The sequence below is a fragment of the Pseudoalteromonas phenolica genome (genome assembly GCF_005876835.1).
Classification (GTDB): Bacteria; Pseudomonadota; Gammaproteobacteria; order Enterobacterales; family Alteromonadaceae; genus Pseudoalteromonas; species Pseudoalteromonas phenolica_B.
In genome coordinates, this window is the sequence record NZ_PPSW01000027.1 from 113,936 (window position 1) to 131,354 (window position 17,419).

General features: G+C 36.6%; 19 protein-coding genes. 14 read left to right on the forward strand and 5 right to left on the reverse strand.

From position 1 onward, the window contains the following. Positions 1 to 187: 187 nt before the first annotated feature. Complete coding sequence (locus tag C1E24_RS16630) at positions 188 to 793, forward strand: DNA-3-methyladenine glycosylase I (protein WP_138483388.1); 606 nt, start codon at positions 188 to 190, stop codon at positions 791 to 793. A gap of 85 nt (positions 794 to 878) precedes the next feature. Here C1E24_RS16630 and C1E24_RS16635 read toward each other — a convergent pair whose 3' ends face one another. Beyond that, positions 879 to 2,321, reverse strand: coding sequence for a sigma-54 dependent transcriptional regulator (locus tag C1E24_RS16635; RefSeq protein ID WP_138483390.1), 1,443 nt, complete (start codon positions 2,319 to 2,321; stop codon positions 879 to 881). Positions 2,322 to 2,476: 155 nt separating this feature from the next. Then, positions 2,477 to 3,262 (reverse strand): flagellin, encoded by a 786-nt coding sequence (locus C1E24_RS16640; RefSeq protein ID WP_138483392.1) that lies wholly within the window; start codon positions 3,260 to 3,262, stop codon positions 2,477 to 2,479. 223 nt (positions 3,263 to 3,485) lie between these two features. Between C1E24_RS16640 and pseB the strand changes: the two genes are divergently transcribed. The 6 genes from pseB to C1E24_RS16670 are packed head-to-tail and all read left to right on the forward strand — an operon-like array spanning position 3,486 to position 10,344. Further along, positions 3,486 to 4,487, forward strand: coding sequence for a UDP-N-acetylglucosamine 4,6-dehydratase (inverting) (gene pseB / locus C1E24_RS16645; RefSeq protein WP_138483394.1), 1,002 nt, complete (start codon positions 3,486 to 3,488; stop codon positions 4,485 to 4,487). Continuing rightward, a complete protein-coding gene (gene pseC / locus C1E24_RS16650; RefSeq protein ID WP_138483396.1) occupies positions 4,484 to 5,656 on the forward strand; it encodes a UDP-4-amino-4,6-dideoxy-N-acetyl-beta-L-altrosamine transaminase in 1,173 nt (390 codons plus the stop codon). The genes pseB and pseC overlap by 4 nt, the downstream gene beginning before the upstream one ends. Positions 5,657 to 5,698: 42 nt before the next feature. Then, positions 5,699 to 6,457: a cytidylyltransferase domain-containing protein gene (locus tag C1E24_RS16655; protein WP_138483397.1), complete on the forward strand. Its 759-nt coding sequence runs from the start codon at positions 5,699 to 5,701 to the stop codon at positions 6,455 to 6,457. Between the two features lie 24 nt (positions 6,458 to 6,481). Then, positions 6,482 to 7,990, forward strand: a complete 1,509-nt coding sequence (pseG, locus tag C1E24_RS16660) for a UDP-2,4-diacetamido-2,4,6-trideoxy-beta-L-altropyranose hydrolase (RefSeq protein ID WP_138483399.1) — start codon at positions 6,482 to 6,484, stop codon at positions 7,988 to 7,990. Next, positions 7,980 to 9,050: a pseudaminic acid synthase gene (gene pseI, locus C1E24_RS16665; protein ID WP_138483401.1), complete on the forward strand. Its 1,071-nt coding sequence runs from the start codon at positions 7,980 to 7,982 to the stop codon at positions 9,048 to 9,050. The genes pseG and pseI overlap by 11 nt, the downstream gene beginning before the upstream one ends. A gap of 1 nt (position 9,051) precedes the next feature. Then, on the forward strand, positions 9,052 to 10,344 hold the full coding sequence (locus C1E24_RS16670; protein ID WP_138483403.1) for a DUF4910 domain-containing protein: 1,293 nt from the start codon (positions 9,052 to 9,054) through the stop codon (positions 10,342 to 10,344). Between the two features lie 48 nt (positions 10,345 to 10,392). On the opposite strand, the gene C1E24_RS16675 is transcribed toward C1E24_RS16670, so the two are convergent. Continuing rightward, positions 10,393 to 11,082 (reverse strand): class I SAM-dependent methyltransferase, encoded by a 690-nt coding sequence (locus C1E24_RS16675; protein ID WP_138483405.1) that lies wholly within the window; start codon positions 11,080 to 11,082, stop codon positions 10,393 to 10,395. Positions 11,083 to 11,281: 199 nt separating this feature from the next. On the opposite strand from C1E24_RS16675, the gene C1E24_RS16680 reads away from it, so the two are divergent. The 7 genes from C1E24_RS16680 to C1E24_RS16710 all read left to right on the forward strand — a co-directional run bounded on the left by C1E24_RS16680 (position 11,282) and on the right by C1E24_RS16710 (position 16,657). Further along, positions 11,282 to 12,343: a 4-hydroxy-2-oxovalerate aldolase gene (locus tag C1E24_RS16680; RefSeq protein ID WP_138483407.1), complete on the forward strand. Its 1,062-nt coding sequence runs from the start codon at positions 11,282 to 11,284 to the stop codon at positions 12,341 to 12,343. Next, positions 12,340 to 13,674, forward strand: a complete 1,335-nt coding sequence (locus C1E24_RS16685) for a class I adenylate-forming enzyme family protein (protein WP_138483410.1) — start codon at positions 12,340 to 12,342, stop codon at positions 13,672 to 13,674. The genes C1E24_RS16680 and C1E24_RS16685 overlap by 4 nt, the downstream gene beginning before the upstream one ends. Beyond that, a complete protein-coding gene (locus C1E24_RS16690; RefSeq protein WP_138483412.1) occupies positions 13,671 to 14,291 on the forward strand; it encodes a hypothetical protein in 621 nt (206 codons plus the stop codon). Before C1E24_RS16685 ends, C1E24_RS16690 begins: the two co-directional genes overlap by 4 nt. Further along, entirely contained in the window at positions 14,288 to 14,950 is a 663-nt protein-coding gene (locus C1E24_RS16695) for a cyclase family protein (protein WP_138483414.1), read from the forward strand. Before C1E24_RS16690 ends, C1E24_RS16695 begins: the two co-directional genes overlap by 4 nt. 2 nt (positions 14,951 to 14,952) lie before the next feature. Next, positions 14,953 to 15,195: an acyl carrier protein gene (locus C1E24_RS16700; RefSeq protein WP_138483416.1), complete on the forward strand. Its 243-nt coding sequence runs from the start codon at positions 14,953 to 14,955 to the stop codon at positions 15,193 to 15,195. Further along, on the forward strand, positions 15,192 to 15,965 hold the full coding sequence (locus C1E24_RS16705; RefSeq protein ID WP_138483418.1) for an AAC(3) family N-acetyltransferase: 774 nt from the start codon (positions 15,192 to 15,194) through the stop codon (positions 15,963 to 15,965). The genes C1E24_RS16700 and C1E24_RS16705 overlap by 4 nt, the downstream gene beginning before the upstream one ends. A gap of 62 nt (positions 15,966 to 16,027) precedes the next feature. Next, a complete protein-coding gene (locus C1E24_RS16710; RefSeq protein WP_138483420.1) occupies positions 16,028 to 16,657 on the forward strand; it encodes a pseudaminic acid biosynthesis-associated methylase in 630 nt (209 codons plus the stop codon). A gap of 38 nt (positions 16,658 to 16,695) precedes the next feature. Here C1E24_RS16710 and C1E24_RS16715 read toward each other — a convergent pair whose 3' ends face one another. Beyond that, entirely contained in the window at positions 16,696 to 17,004 is a 309-nt protein-coding gene (locus tag C1E24_RS16715) for a hypothetical protein (RefSeq protein WP_138483422.1), read from the reverse strand. 2 nt (positions 17,005 to 17,006) lie between these two features. Next, entirely contained in the window at positions 17,007 to 17,393 is a 387-nt protein-coding gene (fliS, locus tag C1E24_RS16720; protein ID WP_138483424.1) for a flagellar export chaperone FliS, read from the reverse strand. Positions 17,394 to 17,419 lie beyond the last annotated feature (26 nt).

Here is a 17,419-nt window from a genome sequence, read left to right on the forward strand (position 1 = left end):
TGTGCCAAAATTAAAAACCCATTATTTTCAATGGCTAAACAGGGGGTTAGGCTCAAATTATTAAGTGTTACATTTTTGACACTGTTTTTTTATACAGCCTTATATATACTATTTTTATACTCATACCAATCCTCTTAATTAAGTGATCTATTTTGAGGATTGGTATCAACCAACAGAGATACAAAAAATGTGCACACGCTGCCTTTGGCTAGACGAAACAAAACCTGATTACGTTGCTTATCACGATGAAGAATGGGGCATCCCAGTATTTGACGACCAAAAGCTATTCGAGTTTATCACCTTGGAATCCGCACAAGCAGGACTGAGTTGGTACACTATTTTGAAAAAGCGCGATGGCTACCGAGCTGCTTTTAAGAATTTTGATGTTGATAAAGTCGCAGCTATGACAGATGAAGATGTAGAACGTTTAATGACTGAACCAAGCATTGTTCGCAATAAATTAAAAATTGCGGCGACAATCAATAATGCCAAGGCATTTATAAAGATACAGCAAGAGTTTGGTAGCTTCGCGAAATACCAATGGCAGTTTGTTAACAATAAGCCGATCGTGAATCAAATACATAGTAAAGAAGATTATCCAGCCACCAGCGAGATCAGTGAAAAGTTTGCCAAAGATTTAAAGAAGCGCGGGTTTAAGTTTTTAGGTCCAACTACGGTATACGCGCATATGCAGGCATGTGGCATGGTCAACGATCACGATAATGCCTGCTTTCGAAAGCAAGAAGTCATTGATTTATATTGCGATAAAGATTTTGCAAAAGAACTTATGTAATAAACAGAAAATATAGAAAAGTAAAAAGCGCGTATTAAACTCGCTTTTTACTTTGAATTACAGATTAACCTGCCATGTTCAATACTCAGTCTTTATTTAAATTATACTTTTTCATTTTTTCTACGAGCGTGGTACGACGTACCCCAAGGATTTCAGCTGCACGCGCCACCACGTAGTCGTTTCGCTCTAAAGCTTGCGTAATTAAACTCACTTCTAATTCAGCCAAGTACTCTTTTAATTCAATACCTTCATCTGGCAACAGGCCAAACTGATTTGAAGAGTCATTGAACCCAGAGTCAAACTCAACCGACTCTTCATCATAGTCGCTAAAGCCACTACTAAATAGCTCGTTAAACGCATCTTTTTCAAGCAGCTCTTCAGGATACTCAGGCTCAAATGCTTCAACTTCAATATGGCGATACTTAGTCGGCAAATCAGTGACGTCGACCACCTTTTCAGGGAACATAATCACCATACGCTCAACAAGGTTAGCCAACTCTCGAATATTACCAGGCCAAGGGTGTGCTTTGAGACTCTCAATTGCACGCTCTGTAAACTTAGCTGTGCTGCCACTTTGCTCATGCACGCGGCGCATAAGCTCATTTAATAGCAGTGGAATATCATCTGCGCGCTCATGCAAAGAAGGGTTTTCGATTGGGAAAACATTTAAACGGTAAAACAAGTCTTCACGAAACTTACCGTCTTCTATCATGGTTTCTAAATTTCTGTGAGTCGCAGCAATGATTCGAACATCAGCCTGAATTGCTTTTGTACCGCCCACACGCTCATAACTGCGCTCTTGCAACACTCGAAGCAATTTTACCTGCATTTGCAATGGCATATCACCAATTTCGTCTAGAAATAAGGTACCACCTTGAGCGAGTTCAAAGCGACCTTTTCGTGCTGAAATTGCGCCAGTAAAAGCGCCTTTCTCATGACCAAATAATTCGCTCTCTAATAAGTCACCAGGAATCGCACCACAGTTAACTGGCACAAATGGCCCTGAGCTTCTTTTAGATAAAAGATGAACATTTCGTGCAACGACTTCTTTACCTGTGCCTGATTCACCTAAAATCAATACATTGGCATCAGTTTTCGCAACTTGTGAAATTAAAAAACGAACTTGTTTAACCGCTTCAGTTTCACCCACTAAACCATCGAAACTCTTACCTGCTGTGGCATCAGCTTTGTTAGGTAGCATTCGAAGGTATTGCTGAGCATCATGCAATAATTGCATGGTCACATCATGAATAAACGGCTCTGAGATTAAGCCAATAACGTTAGCGAGGTCTAAAAGTGGTTTGAGCGTTTCGCCTATTAACAAAAATGGAGTCGCAGGAGAGGCTTTAATGACTTGTTCGTGATCAAGCTCTGCAAGCGCACCAAGGACGACTATGGCATCTTTAGTCTTAGACATCTCTTTCTGAAAATCACTTTCAGAAACCATTTGCGCAGGTTGCCCTACAAAGTTAAGAGCAGCTGATAAACCATTCGCGCGATTATTATTGTTATCTAAGATTAAAACCATTTAAGGAGTCCAATGCTTCTATCAATGTGACTTAATAAAAGATTGTAAGGGAGTATGTCAGGGATGCAATACCTAAGTGGCAAGTTTTTGACTCTATCGCCAAAAAAATGCCACTGAGTATGAGGTATATCAATACTTTGTTATTACACACTTTATCAATTCAGCAATTGTTCAATGCCACTTGGTAATGCATTTGATTGCACTCTAAGTGCAACGCTAATATCTTGCTGTAATTGAGATGAGACATTTTTCGCAGTTTCTAAAGCATAGTCTGTACTTTCGATCCGCTCTTGAGTCGCAGTAGAAGCGATTTGTGTTTCTTGATTAGCATTTATTGATCTGTAAATCGAATTAGAAAAACTAGCCACTTCACTTTGTTGTTCACTTACCTGTTCTCGTAAGTTCTGCGCTAGATCTAAAGATTGTCCCGCTTTTAGCTGTGTTGATACATCAAAATTTGCTAGCTGCTCAACCACATCTGAGACATTGATATTCAGAGACTGTGGACCAGCTTGACTTGCAGAAACCTTAAATTCAACAGATTCTCCAGAAAATATAGGTTTACCTGCGAAGTTTGTTGATTCTATTGTTTGCTCTATTTCTGATTGTAATTGTAGAACTTCTGATTGAATAGCTTTTCTATCGTTGGATGATAAAGCCCCATTATTTGCTTGAATAGCAAACTCTTCTACTCGAATTAAATTGTCTGAAACACTCTGTAATGCATTCTCTGCAACTTGAGAGTATGACACGCCATCGTTGGCATTTCTTATTGCAACCACACTTCCTCCTTGTTCCGATAACACCCGAGAGAGAATTTGTATTGCCGCAGCGTTGTCTTTAGCTGAATTGATCTTTTTGCCTGAAGATAACTTTTCAAAACTGAGTTCTGACTTATTACTTTCAGCAGTGTTAGAAATATTTGCAGAATTAATTTTCATATTGGCACCAAAACAACGCTAAAAACTAATCTTGAGTATAGTTCAGCCGCTTAAACTATCATCAAACCCAGCTTAGTAACCTAAAACCTTCTATAAAATATGCGATTTAGTTTTCATATAAGCTAAAGTGTTGTTTAATTGTAAGGTTATTTAAAATCAACTGAGCACAACGACTTGTACATATCGTATTTTGTAAAGTTTTAAGTGCAATGGGTAAAAACTAATGTTCAATAATTCAACCATCTTAATCACTGGCGGTACAGGGTCATTCGGCAAAAAATATGTGAAGACCTTGCTTGAACGTTATAAACCTAAAAAGATCATCATTTTCTCCAGAGACGAATTAAAACAATTCGAGATGCAGCAAGAATACAATGAACCATGTATGCGCTATTTTATTGGTGATGTGAGAGATAAAGATAGATTACGCAGAGCCATGCAAGGCGTTGATTATGTGATCCACGCAGCAGCGTTAAAACAAGTCCCAGCCGCTGAATACAATCCTATGGAATGTATAAAAACGAATATTAATGGTGCTGAAAATGTCATTGAAGCGGCTTTAGATGCAAATGTTCAAAAAGTAATAGCATTGTCAACGGACAAAGCAGCCAATCCAATTAATTTGTATGGTGCTACCAAGCTGGCCTCCGATAAACTATTTGTCGCAGCCAATAATATTGCCGGCGGACATAAAACAACATTTTCAGTTGTGAGGTACGGTAACGTTGTTTGCTCTAGAGGCTCTGTTGTGCCTATTTTCCAAAAGTTTATCAATGAGAAAAAAGATCATATTCCTATTACTCATGCTGAAATGACGCGTTTTTGGATAACACTCCAACAAGGGGTTGATTTTGTTTTAAAAAACTTTGAGCGTATGCTTGGCGGTGAAATCTTTGTTCCCAAAATACCTTCTATCCGGATTACTGATTTAGCCAAGGCTATGGCCCCAAACATTCCTCAGAAAATAATCGGTATTCGTCCAGGAGAGAAGCTCCATGAAGTCATGTGCCCTGCAGACCTTTGCTTTGATACATTTGAGTTCAGTGATCACTTTGTAATTGCACCAGGTATTAAATTTAGCAGTAGGACAAACGATTTCGATACCAATGCCTTAAGTGAGAAAGGCATTAAAGTAGATCCTGGCTACGAATACAACTCTTTACACAACCCCCATTATTTGACTATTGAAGAAATCAAAGATTTTAATCAGAAGGCGCTTCAATGATACCTTATGGCAAACAGCATATTGACCAAGCAGATCTCGATGCTGTTTTAGAAGTATTAAACTCTGATTTCCTCACCCAGGGACCTAAAGTTCCTGAATTTGAGAAAAGGTTGGCCGATTACTGTAATGTCGATTTCGCTGTTGCGGTTAATAGTGCTACTTCTGCACTCCATATAGCTTGCTTATCTCTAGGTCTTGGCAGTGGCGATATTGTCTGGACGTCACCGAACTCCTTTGTTGCATCTTCAAACTGCGCACTCTATTGTGATGCTCAAATTGACTTCGTAGACATTAACCCTTTCACCGGCAACATGTGTGTCGAAGCATTAGAAAAAAAACTCGCTACAGCAGAGACTAACCATCGCCTTCCAAAAGTTATTATTCCTGTCCATTTTTCTGGTCAATCGTGCGATATGAAAGCTATTTCAGCCCTCGCCAAACGATATAATATAAAAATAATTGAGGATGCTTCTCACGCTGTAGGTGCTGAATATCAAAACGATAAAGTTGGTAGTTGCAAATACTCAGACATTAGCATTTTTAGCTTTCATCCAGTAAAAATTATTACATCAGCAGAAGGTGGTGCTGCTCTAACTAAATGCTCTAAACTTGCGAAAACAATGCAAATGTTTAGAAGTCATGGCGTCACGGGAGCAACTCAAGAGTTTTCTGAGCAAAGTCATGGACCTTGGTATTATGAACAACAATTACTTGGGTTTAATTATAGAATGACAGACTTGCATGCAGCACTTGGTATTACCCAACTTAATAAACTTGATTATTTTGTTAATAAACGAAATTTACAAGCTAAGCGCTACATTGACAAACTTAGTGCTCTGCCTGTTACTCCTCTCGATGTAAAGAACGATAACTTATCTTCATATCATCTTTTTGTCGTTCTTCTTAATGAGAAAAGTGCGCGCTCAAAAAGGTTTATAGTCGAGAAGTTACGTGAAGAAGGGGTTTTCGCACATGTGCATTATATTCCTATATACAAACAACCCTATTATCAGCGTTTAGGTTTTAGTCAATTTTATTGCGAGCAAGCAGAAGAATATTATAAACGCGCTATTACTTTGCCACTTTTTCCACTCATGACCGAAGAACAACAGGATAAGGTTATTGCCTCCTTAAAGAAAGTACTACTCATGGCCGATAGTATTGAGTGAAAAACAGCTACAAATATTATTCGTATCGAGGCACAAAATCCAATGAAGGTAAATGCATTTGTCCAAGCAAGAATGAGCTCACGGAGGTTACCCGGAAAAGTTTTGAAACCGATCCTTAATCGCCCTATGCTCAGCTTTTTAATTGAAAGACTTCGAAAGTGCGAACTCATCAACAATATTATTGTTGTTACTAGTGATGAACCTAGTGACCAAGACATAGTTAATTTTTGTCATCAACAAAATATAGCTGTTTTTAGAGGTAGCCTGAACAATGTGCTTAACCGGTTTACATCTGCATTAACAAACTACCCATGTGATCATATCGTTCGTATAACTGCTGATTGTCCCCTTATTGACCCTGAAGTTATTGATCAAGTTATTCAATTACACATTAATGGAAACTATGATTATACAAATAATTGCGACACCCCTTCTTTTCCTCACGGTTTAGACACTGAAGTCATTCGGGCTGATTTATTGAAATCACTCGAGCATCATGAGTTAAAACCCTCTGATAGAGAACATGTCACTTTATATGTGAGAAACCGCAGAGAGCAATTTAAACTAGGGATACTAAAAAACAGCTCTGACCTTTCTGATTACAGACTAACTGTAGACGAAATCGAAGACTTGACCGTCATCACCACTATTTTAGAGTCTCTTTACATCAGCAAGCCTGACTTCAGTTACTTAGATGTCGTGCAATTCTTAGAAGAAAATAAAGAACTTAAATTCTTAAATGCTAAATATAAACGCAATGAGGGTTTGATGTTCTCGCTCGAGCAAGAAAAACAATCTTAACATCAGATTCTGAACAGAGTTGCTATGAAAGTTTTATTTAGATTGGATGCAAATCAACAAATTGGTGCTGGTCACTTTGAAAGGTGTTTCTCTATAGCAAAAGGAATTTTAAGCACCGAGCAGGAAACACACTTAACCATTACTTTTGCTTGTATTTCGCTTCCTAGCAAATATCAGCAGCGGCTTGCAAATGCAGGCTTTCACTACATAAATTTACCAGCACTCATAAATCAAAGTATTGATGCTGAAAATTTAATTAGTCAGGTAAGTCACCAGATAGATATTCTCTTTGTTGATCATTACAAGTTAGCAAAAGAATGGGAAACTATCATGCGGCCTAAATGTAAGAGAATGGTTGCTATTGACGACTTAGCCAACAGAGAGCATGGCGAAGTAGACTTTTTACTAGATCAAACTTTTAATAGACTTGAAGACGATTACAAAGAATACGTATCGGCGAAAACAACTGTCTTATCAGGCTCTCACTACGCCTTATTACGCGATGAGTTTTACTCCAAAAGAAAAACACAGGCAGTACTACCAGGTAACTTCCCACAACAGATTGTTTTAGCCTTAGGCGCTATGAATAATGAAGGCTGTACTAATTTACTTGTAAAATTATTATTACAAGTTAGGAAGCTCCATAGTTTATCATTTTCTTTAACCATCTTACTTAGCTCTCAGGCCTACCAATTAGATGAATTAAAAAGAGACATTGCCCAATATCCATTTATAAACTTATTGGAAGATTGTGACAATGTCGGTTTGATTTACTCAACATCAGACTTAGCTATTGGCGCATGCGGTACATCAACTTGGGAGAGGTGTACGCTAGGTATACCTTCACTAGCAATCACTTTAGCCGAAAATCAAATAGAAATAGCCGAACAACTAGATAGATATGGGGCGCATAAATATTTGGGTGATATAAAAAACATAGACTTATTTAAGCTTGAACGTACTTTTATGAGCTTTGTGGAAAATAAACATTTAGTCGATGAAATGGCAAATAGAGCATTACAAGTGTGCGATGGGCTAGGTGTAGCAAGACTTCTTAGAAAGCTTGGCCTCGCTAAGGTTCACTTAAAAAAAGCAACTGAGCAAGACATTAGAACTCTATATAAATGGCAATCTAATCCTGAAATTAGGAAATTTTCCAGAAATCCTAAACCTGTTTCATGGCTTGAGCACTTAAACTGGATGAAAAAAGCGCTCTGTGATCCAAGCAGACACCTATTTATTATTAAAAGCAATACGCATCTTAATAGTCTTCCAGTAGGGATGTTGAGACTTGATGAATTTTTAGATGGGCATGAAATTTCTATCCTAGTTGATACCGAATTTCAAAATCAAGGCATTGCTTTAAAAGCAATAAGTAATATTCCGGATCATTTTTTGCTAGAAAATATATATGCATCGGTCTCAACTGTAAACAAAGCCTCACAAAAGCTCTTTAGCAATGCCGGATTCAAAAAAGTTGAGGATGAATTATTCGTATTGACGAACAAAAAAGAACTTATCCATGAAGAATAAAGTAATTATTGACAATAAAATAATTAGCGACTCTACTGAGCCTTACATTATTGCTGAAGTTTCAGCAAATCATAATGGTTCACTACAAACAGCCCTTGATACTTTACTTGCTGCAAAACAAGCCGGTGCGAGTGCTGTCAAAATCCAGTCGTATACACCTGACACCATGACCATTGATTGCGACAAAAAAGATTTTATGATTGAAGGCGGTTTATGGGATGGGGAAAACTTATATAGCTTATACGAAAAAGCACATACACCTTTTGCATGGCATCAAACGCTTTTTAATTACGCTAAAGAAATAGATATCACCTTATTTAGTACCCCATTTGATAATACTGCTGTCGATTTGCTCGAATCACTTGGCTGCCCCGCTTATAAAATAGCGTCATTCGAGATTACAGATATTCCCCTCATTAAGCGCATTGCCCAAACTGGTAAACCTATTATTATATCGACCGGTTTAGCTAATTTAGATGAAGTCGAAGAAGCTGTAGAGGCTATCAAGGAGCAAAATAACCACCAAATCATCATACTACATTGTATAAGTGCATACCCCACTCCTGTCGAAAAAATGAACTTAAAGTCGATCATCACTTTACAAAATCATTTCAACCTTTTAACTGGTTTATCTGATCACTCAATTGGCTCAGCCGCAGCAAATACTGCGGTAGCATTAGGTGCGCGAGTTATTGAAAAACACTTTATTTTAGATCGCAATCAAGGTGGACCAGATAGTACTTTTTCGATTGAACCGAGTGAGTTAACAGAGTTAATTAACACTTGTAATCAAACTTGGTTATCACTTGGCTCGGGTAATATAACAACATCGAACGAAGAGTCTCCGAATAAAAAGTTTAGGCGTTCAATTTATGCGATAAATAATATTCCAAAAGGGCACATAATTTCTGAAGAAGACGTTAGAGTAATTCGTCCTGGGTTTGGGCTTGCTCCGAAATACATAGATAAGATTATTGGAAGTAAGGCCACCATAGCGATTGAAAAAGGTACCCCAATTTCACTTAACTTTTTAAACAATTCTGCATTAAAGGATAATTAAAATGGATTTAAATAATATCGGGAAAGTGATGTACGAAAGGGCTACTGAGTTATTTCCAATAAATAGAAGCCTCTCTGGTCCTGGAGTGAGACAAACTTTAACTTATCTAAAGGACATTATCCCCGAATTGAACATTCACAGCGTCAGCTCTGGTACTCAAGCTTTTGATTGGACCGTCCCTAAAGAATGGCATATAGACGATGCTTATATCATTGCACCAAATGGCGAAAAGATATGCAACTTCAAAGAGTGCAACTTGCATTTAATGGGGTATTCAATTCCACAGAATCGAACCCTATCGCTAGAAGCGCTTCAAAAACATTTATACAGTATTCCATCAATGCCTGACGCCATACCGTATGTAACGTCTTATTACAAAGAAAATTGGGGCTTTTGCTTAACCCATAACCAAAGAACTAAGTTACGGGAAGGTGATTACAAGGTCGTCATTAAATCTAAGTTGTTTGATGGAGAGCTAAATTATGGTGAAATTGTTTTGCCAGGCAAGAGTGCTAAAGAAATTCTGCTCTCTACTTATGTATGCCACCCTTCAATGGCAAACAACGAATTATCAGGTCCAGTTGTAACTATCGCATTAGCCGAAGCGATAAAAAAAATGAAAGATAGAGAATACACATATCGCATTCTATTCTTGCCTGAGACAATTGGATCAATCGTCTATATATCAAAACACCTTGACCACCTAAAACAAAACTTAAAGGCAGGGTTTATTGTTACTTGTGTCGGTGATGAACGCGATTATTCCTACTTAAACTCTCGACAAGAAAATAGCCTTGCTGACAAAGTTGCTATACATACATTGAAGCATCATACAGAAAAGTATACCCATTATAGCTTCTTAGAAAGAGGTAGTGATGAAAGGCAGTTTTGCTCACCGGGTGTCGATTTACCAGTTTGCTCTATTATGCGCTCTAAATACGGTACTTTTCCTGAATACCACACATCGCTAGATGATTTATCATTCATTACTGAAAAAGGCTTATCAGGGTCATATAGGGCCTTGCTGTCTGCAATTCAAATTCTAGAACACAATTGGATATATAAAGTTACAACCCCATGCGAACCTCAATTAGGTAAACGAGGGCTCTACCCTAATACAAGTGATATGCAACAAGACTATTCACAAGTAAGAAGAATGACTAACTTACTTGCTTATGCAGATGGAACGAAAGATTTAATTGATTTGGCAGATAAAATTAATGAAAGTGCTTTGAGCTTGATACCACTAATTCGCACATTAGCGCATTCAGGTTTATTAACAAAACAAGAGTAACTAACAATCTCAGAGCTCTCGTTAAATAAAAACTAGAGCTCAAAGAATTTAACATTTTTTCCCTACCAGTACATACCAGTCATATGAAAGTCCAAACCAATTCATGGTAATTTCAGCACAAGAGATTTCAGAGCAAAATTGTGCAAAATATCCAGTAAAGTCTTCTTTATTTTCAAATTGCTTCATAATTTGCCCATTTCTCACATTAAAGTAGTCATTTCTAATTTCTACATAACCATCTTCAAGAGTTTTACATGAATCATATATGAAAGATGAAGGCATTGGGACTGAAGCAATAATATAGCCACCACTTTTAACTACCCTCATAAGTTCCGTAATATGATTTAGGTAACTATAGTTTTTTGGTTTCATGTAATAACTACTATTCCATGTTACTAAGTAATCAAACTCTCCGTTGTTGTAAGGTAAACTGTCACATGAGCCCACCTTTAAATCTAAGTTTAAATTTGAGAAAGCAGGTTGATTAAGTGTGTTTGAAACGATGTCTTTAGTAATTTCTACACCATGACAAAGCAAGCCCAAACGATCAAATAAAGGGAAGTTTCTACCATCTCCGTAACCAACATCTAGTACCTTTTTCCCTTTAAAATTCTTATCAAGAAAACTTAGCTCTGGAAATGTACCTAACAAAATTCTAATCAAAGCCTCTGGTGGGTAAGCTATTTGCGAGTTAGAGGCGTATACCTCGTTCCAAGAACTTTCTTTGCTATAAGCCATCTTTTTTACCTAATAAAAAACACGGTTTTAAATTAACACTCTAACCTCTTATATTTCAACACATAAACGTCTGTTCAACATTTATGCGTTCACAACCTACACCTTCTAAATTATTTAACTCAGCTTTGGTTTTGACTTACACTGGTACAGAATATGCTTTAAAGTTAACTGTGTAGAAATATAAATATTAGGCTTTCTGATGCAAAAACCAACAATACTAGAGTGCACTTTAAGAGATGGAAGTTACGAAATCGATTTCCAGTTTACTAAAAAAGATACACAAGTAATTTCTAATGCTCTAGATAACTCAGGGTTTGAACTTATAGAAGTTGGTCATGGTGTTGGCCTGGGTGCAACAGACAAAAAGATTGGTATTGCAGCAGAAAGTGATGAAGTTTATATGCAAGCTGCGTCTAAGGCAGTTAACACCGGAAAGTGGGGAATGTTTGCCATACCAGGCATTGCTGAACTACAACATCTGGATCTTGCTAAAAATTACGATATGGACTTTGTTAGGATTGGTTGCACGATTGAAGGTCTATCAAACTGTAAATCTTTTATAGAAAAGGCTTTAGAGTATGGAATAACACCTTACGTTAACTTTATGAAATCATATGCAGTACACCCTGAAGCATTAGCAAAATCAGCAAGTGTGGCGTTTGATATGGGTGCTGAAGCAGTTTATGTTGTTGACTCTGCAGGAGGTATGCTCCCCAAAGAGGTGCAAGAGTATATTCAAGCTATAATTTCAGAAAACAGTCAGGCAAAGGTCGGGTTTCATGGCCATAATAATCTAGGCTTAGGAATAGGAAATGCACTAGCAGCTATGGAAGCTGGCGCAATGATCATTGATACTTCTCTACAAGGTTTTGGTAGAAGCGCAGGAAATACTTCTACTGAGCAATTCCTAGGTTGCTTAGCGCGTATGGGGCTAGAAGGCAATATTGATCCTCTAAAAGTCATGGATGTTGGCGAAGATTTAATCAAACCTCTAATTGAAAAACAGGGGATCACTTCCATTGATACGATATCCGGTATGTCCCTATTTCACTCTAGTTATATGCCCCTAATATATGAAGCCGCAAAGAGATATAATGTAGACCCTAGGCTACTCATCGTCTCTGTTTGTTCAGAAGACTTAATAAACGCAAGTGCAGAGATGGTTCAAAAACACGCTCAGAAACTAACAAGCAGCAAAGAAGGGAAACCTTGGAAGCCTGTTTATAAGAATTATTTCATAAATGAGCAGGCTAACTTATGATCCTAAATTACTTTTCACAACCTGATAAAACAGCCATTTACACAGATGGACAAACTATTTCGTATAGTGAGCTAAATCATAAAATCCTTGACTATACAAACACCCTCAGATTTTACCAACTAGATGAAGGAAGTGTAGTTGCCATTCAACTGAGTTCTCCTTTAGAGTTTTATTTCTACTTGCTTGCCTGCTTAGAGCTAGGCCTAACATCTTGTCCAATTCAAGCTGATTCTAATAAAGACTACTTAGATACATTACTAAATATTACTCAACCTGAACTTTTAATTACTGACAGTGAAATTATCAATAATAAAACCTCGTCACAAAATAATCACTTCAGAAACTCAGCGGCACTAATAACTTTTACTTCAGGAACAACAGGTGAGCCAAAAGCAGTATGCCACTCGCTAAACAACTTAGTAAATTGCAGTAAATCCTTTATTAAGCATCACAATTTAAATTCAGATATCAATATGTTAAGTGTAATGCCTCACCATTACATGGCTGGTATTTTAAATACTTTCTTGTGTCCACTAATAGCAGGAGGAAGTGTTACAATAAAAGATAGTTTTTCTGCCAAGAATGCAACCGATGTATTTAACTCCTTAATCAGCACTAAAGCCAATTGTCTATGGCTTAGCCCTTCTATGCTTATTCTTGCAACTAAGCTATTAAGAAATAAAGAAACTATAAATGCCTTGGAAGAAAAACAGCCAATTATTTTTATTGGTACAGCCCCACTTCCTGAGGCAGCCAAAGATGCTTTTCTAAAAAAGTGTAAAACATATGTTTTAGAAAGCTATGGTACAAGCGAACAACTATTCATAAGTAGTCAAACAATTGAAGAATGTGAGGGCAATAACGTAGGGTCATTACTCCCTGAAGTTACAGTTGAATTTTCTAATGACAAAGAGATTCTCGCCAATGTTCCTTGGGAGGCTATTGGATATCTAAATACACAATTTCTCAGTAAATCGACTGGTGACCTAGGTGTTTTTAATTCAGATAAACTCAATATTATTGGAAGAAAGAAAGATATCATTATCAAGGGAGGGGTGAATATAAGCCCTAGATTTCTTGAAGAAGCAGTCATGAAACAAAATAAAGTAATTGATTGCGCTGTAATTAAGTCTAAGCACGATTTTTGGGGCGAAGTACCTGTCGTATTTATGATTACTGAAGAAGGTTTTTGTCTCGATAAATTGATAAGTAATATTGAAAAAACAATTCCTAAAGAAATAGCACCTGAAAAATTTATATTAACGGAAAACTTTCCTCGAACGATTACTGGCAAGGTAATTAAAGGTGAGCTGGAGAAGTTGTTAGCATGATTTTTGGCTTTTCACATTTAACTGTAAACTCAAATAACATTCAATCTGATTTGATGGAGTATTTAAAACTAGGTTATGAATTAGAGTTTTCGGCTTTAAAAATACACAACTCTGAACATAAAAAGCCCTTACTTAAAACCCATAGCCCTACCCACAATATTTACTATCTTAAGCATAAGCAGCTAAGTCCTATTGAGCTAATAAATCACTTTAGTGATAATGAAGATCAAGCTGATAAAATTAACTTGGAAGAGGGACATATAAATATCAGCATTCCAAGTAACTTATTTAGTGACGAACAGAACTTTTGGAAAAGACTGGGCTTTAATCAGAATAACGATGAATTAATTTTAAAAAGATTATGTAAAACTTGGTCTGTTACTTTAAAAATTCAAGAGTCAAATGTACATAAATCAGACTTGTATCTAGATTCAATAGGAGCAACTTCCCTTGCCTTTATTGTGAAAAAACTAAGTCACTATATAGATAACCCTGAACTTACTGACTACATTGAAACTGAAGCCTTTGAGCTCTTAATTAATGAAAAGTTACTAAATATTATTTTTTTAAAAAGCCCTGCTGGTATACCTGTAGAATTAATAGAGATAAAAAAATGAAGATTATAGATTTATCGATGCTTTTAGAAGAAGGGATGCAAACATTTGCTGCTCATTGGCATCCTTTTTATGAGTCAACTCAACTAGGCCGTCACGGTATTGAGAATAGGGAAACTAGAAAAATAATACTTGGTACCCATACCGGAACTCATATTGACGCACCAAGGCACTTTATAAAGGGAGGCTCTACTGTAGAACAAATCTCTTTGGAGCAGTTAAATGGTAAAGCGACTCTTTTAAATCTAACCCATCTACCCAAAAAACATGAAATTACTCGAAACGAATTAGTTCAAGCATTGAATAACCAATGCCCTGAAAGGCTCGTCTGCAGGTTTGACTGGGATTTACAGTTAAACACAAATGAATATTATACCGACCATGCTTTTTTTTCAGAGTCAGCTTGTCAATGGCTTGTAGATAATGGTTGTAAATTAATCGCTCTTGATACCCCCCAACCTGATAATCCATTGAATGGCAGAGGAGCAGAAAAGGATGCTCCAAATCACAAGATATTACTTGGTGCTGGAGTTGTCATAGTGGAATATCTTGTTAACCTTAGCGCAATTAAAACGAATGAATTTACGCTAATCGTCGCCCCCTTAAAGCTTAAAGACGGTGACGGTGCGCCTGCTCGCTGTTTTGCTATCGAGGAGGTTTAATTTTGGAAATACAAAATCAAATTGCAAACTGGATCTCTCAAAACAAGAATATAGAAAAGGTTGAGCATTCAGTTAATTTTTTTGACAGTGGGTACCTAGACTCTTTTGATATGATTTTATTAATTGAGTTTTGTGAAGAGCGCTTCTCTATATCTTTCCAAGAGTTTCATTTTGAAGATAGAAGGTTCCCGTCTGTTGATGGTTTAACAACGATCATTCTAGAAATCCAAGCTGAGAATTCATGAAGTACCACTATACAAAGCAAGAGTTAAAAAAGGCTTTATTAGACTTAGGTGTCAATAGTGGAGATACCCTCTTTTGCCACAGTAATATAGGATTTCTGGGAGTGCCTAAAGGCGCTGCTTCTAAAAATGACATAATGCAATTGATTGTAGAAACAATCATGGAAATTTTAGGTCCAGAAGGAACGTTTGTTGTACCTACTTTTACTTACTCATTCGGTAGTAACGAGTATTTTGATTTACATTCTACTCGTTCTAATTGTGGCGCTTTGTCAGAGTATATTCGTGAACTAGAAGAGTCTCAAAGAAGTAATGACCCTTCAGTATCTATTGCTGCGATAGGTAAATATAAAAATGCTTTGACACAGAACTTACCAGAAAACGCTTATTCAGAAGAAAGTGCTTTTGCAAAACTGATAAAACTTGAGTCTAAAGTCTTAAATATAAATTTCGATGCTGGTAGCACGCTTCTACACTATATTGAAAAACAATTTGATGTACCTTATCGTTATGAAAAAACATTTCATGGTAAAAAGCGAGTTGCTGGAGAATACATATCGTCTAAGTCTATTTTATATGTTAGAGACCTTGATATTAAGGGCAGTGAAGCCTGCTTCGACATATTCAATGAATATACAACACAGCATAACCTCTATAAGAGAGCGCCTGTAGGAAGAGGCTCTGTTGGGCTTATAACAACAAGTGATATGCATTCTGCATTCGCTTTTCTTTATGAAAAAAACAAGTTTTTCCTTACCAAAAAGGGAAAATAAAGTTCTAACTTATTAAAATTACATATAACTCAATTTAAATCATCGCTTTTTTGGAGAGCAGAATGTCATATAAGACTGAACAAGAATCTTTTTGGGCTGGTGAGTTCGGTAAAGAATATATCAATAGAAATAATGCAGAAGAAGCGATAGCAACAAACATTGCTTTATTTTCAAATATCTTTAAATCAACAAACTCGATCTCATCCGTAATAGAGTTTGGTGCAAATATAGGAATTAATTTACAAGCAATAAAACAATTATTGCCAAGTGTTGATGTATCTGCAGTTGAGATAAACCCAGAAGCGGTTAAGCTTCTTAAAAGCAAGATCTCTCCTAAAAAAATAAGTCACTGCTCAATTCTAGATTATAACGCTGATAAACTTTTTGATTTGGTACTAATCAAAGGTGTACTTATCCACTTAGAGCCGGAAGAATTACCTAATGTTTACAGCAAACTTTATGAGTCAGCTGACAGGTATATATGCATTGCTGAGTATTACAATCCAACACCTATCGAAGTCCCTTATCGAGGTTTCTCAAAAAAGTTATTTAAGCGAGATTTTGCGGGTGAAATATTAGATATGTATCCAGACCTAGAACTTGTTGACTATGGCTTTGTTTATCATAGAGATAATAATTTTAAGCAAGATGACTTAACTTGGTTCTTACTTGAGAAGAAACAGTCTAGTTAGATTTAGCCTGTTTTTTCTCAAGTAAAGTTGCCAGGGAGTTACTTATTCAGTAAATATTTTTGTATACCTTTCTGGCCCTTCCTAAGATTTGATACTTCTGAAGCAACTTCTTTACGAGCATCTAGACTGAAGAGCTTTAACTTTTCGATGGTAGCACTCCAGTATTGAATTTTTTCTTTGTCTTCAGCAGTAAGCTTTGCAGGTAAAGAAAACAAAGTATCCAACTCATTTCGGAGTTGCTCATTTAATTGAACCATTAAATCAAAATCTTCAGGAGAGACATTTTCTTTGCCTGAAATTAGTAACATGTGCTCGAGTAAATCGTCAACTTTCTGACTTTCTGGCATGTCTAACTTCTTTGTTCTGGAGGAATACTTTCCCAACCTGACTTAATTTCTGTCATTATCGAAAGAACTTCATCAATTTTTTGAATATCATTATGCAAATTGGCATCTAATAGCAATTTCTGACAATAATCATAAAGAGAGTCTAAGTTCGTAGAAATTTCTTTGCCTTGTTCAAAATCTAAAATTTGCTGCAATGCACCTAAGAGTGTAATGCAGTCAGAAATCAACAAGCCCTTATTCTCAAAATCTCTTCTTTCTATTAATAATTTAGCGGCTGATAATTTACCTGTAATGTTACTGAATACTAACTTAACTTGCTCATAAGGTGTCATTTCAGAAACACTACTTACCTTTACTTGTTTAAACTTTTTGATAGATGAATGTTGCATACTATTACTCTCAATACTTTACTAAG

Coding starts and splice junctions, on each gene's coding strand:
- C1E24_RS16630 (WP_138483388.1), top strand. CDS start 188: ATGTGCACACGCTGCCTTTGGCTAGACGAAACAAAACCTGATTACGTT.
- C1E24_RS16635 (WP_138483390.1), bottom strand. CDS start 2,321: ATGGTTTTAATCTTAGATAACAATAATAATCGCGCGAATGGTTTATCA.
- C1E24_RS16640 (WP_138483392.1), bottom strand. CDS start 3,262: ATGAAAATTAATTCTGCAAATATTTCTAACACTGCTGAAAGTAATAAG.
- pseB (WP_138483394.1), top strand. CDS start 3,486: ATGTTCAATAATTCAACCATCTTAATCACTGGCGGTACAGGGTCATTC.
- pseC (WP_138483396.1), top strand. CDS start 4,484: ATGATACCTTATGGCAAACAGCATATTGACCAAGCAGATCTCGATGCT.
- C1E24_RS16655 (WP_138483397.1), top strand. CDS start 5,699: ATGAAGGTAAATGCATTTGTCCAAGCAAGAATGAGCTCACGGAGGTTA.
- pseG (WP_138483399.1), top strand. CDS start 6,482: ATGAAAGTTTTATTTAGATTGGATGCAAATCAACAAATTGGTGCTGGT.
- pseI (WP_138483401.1), top strand. CDS start 7,980: ATGAAGAATAAAGTAATTATTGACAATAAAATAATTAGCGACTCTACT.
- C1E24_RS16670 (WP_138483403.1), top strand. CDS start 9,052: ATGGATTTAAATAATATCGGGAAAGTGATGTACGAAAGGGCTACTGAG.
- C1E24_RS16675 (WP_138483405.1), bottom strand. CDS start 11,082: ATGGCTTATAGCAAAGAAAGTTCTTGGAACGAGGTATACGCCTCTAAC.
- C1E24_RS16680 (WP_138483407.1), top strand. CDS start 11,282: ATGCAAAAACCAACAATACTAGAGTGCACTTTAAGAGATGGAAGTTAC.
- C1E24_RS16685 (WP_138483410.1), top strand. CDS start 12,340: ATGATCCTAAATTACTTTTCACAACCTGATAAAACAGCCATTTACACA.
- C1E24_RS16690 (WP_138483412.1), top strand. CDS start 13,671: ATGATTTTTGGCTTTTCACATTTAACTGTAAACTCAAATAACATTCAA.
- C1E24_RS16695 (WP_138483414.1), top strand. CDS start 14,288: ATGAAGATTATAGATTTATCGATGCTTTTAGAAGAAGGGATGCAAACA.
- C1E24_RS16705 (WP_138483418.1), top strand. CDS start 15,192: ATGAAGTACCACTATACAAAGCAAGAGTTAAAAAAGGCTTTATTAGAC.
- C1E24_RS16710 (WP_138483420.1), top strand. CDS start 16,028: ATGTCATATAAGACTGAACAAGAATCTTTTTGGGCTGGTGAGTTCGGT.
- C1E24_RS16715 (WP_138483422.1), bottom strand. CDS start 17,004: ATGCCAGAAAGTCAGAAAGTTGACGATTTACTCGAGCACATGTTACTA.
- fliS (WP_138483424.1), bottom strand. CDS start 17,393: ATGCAACATTCATCTATCAAAAAGTTTAAACAAGTAAAGGTAAGTAGT.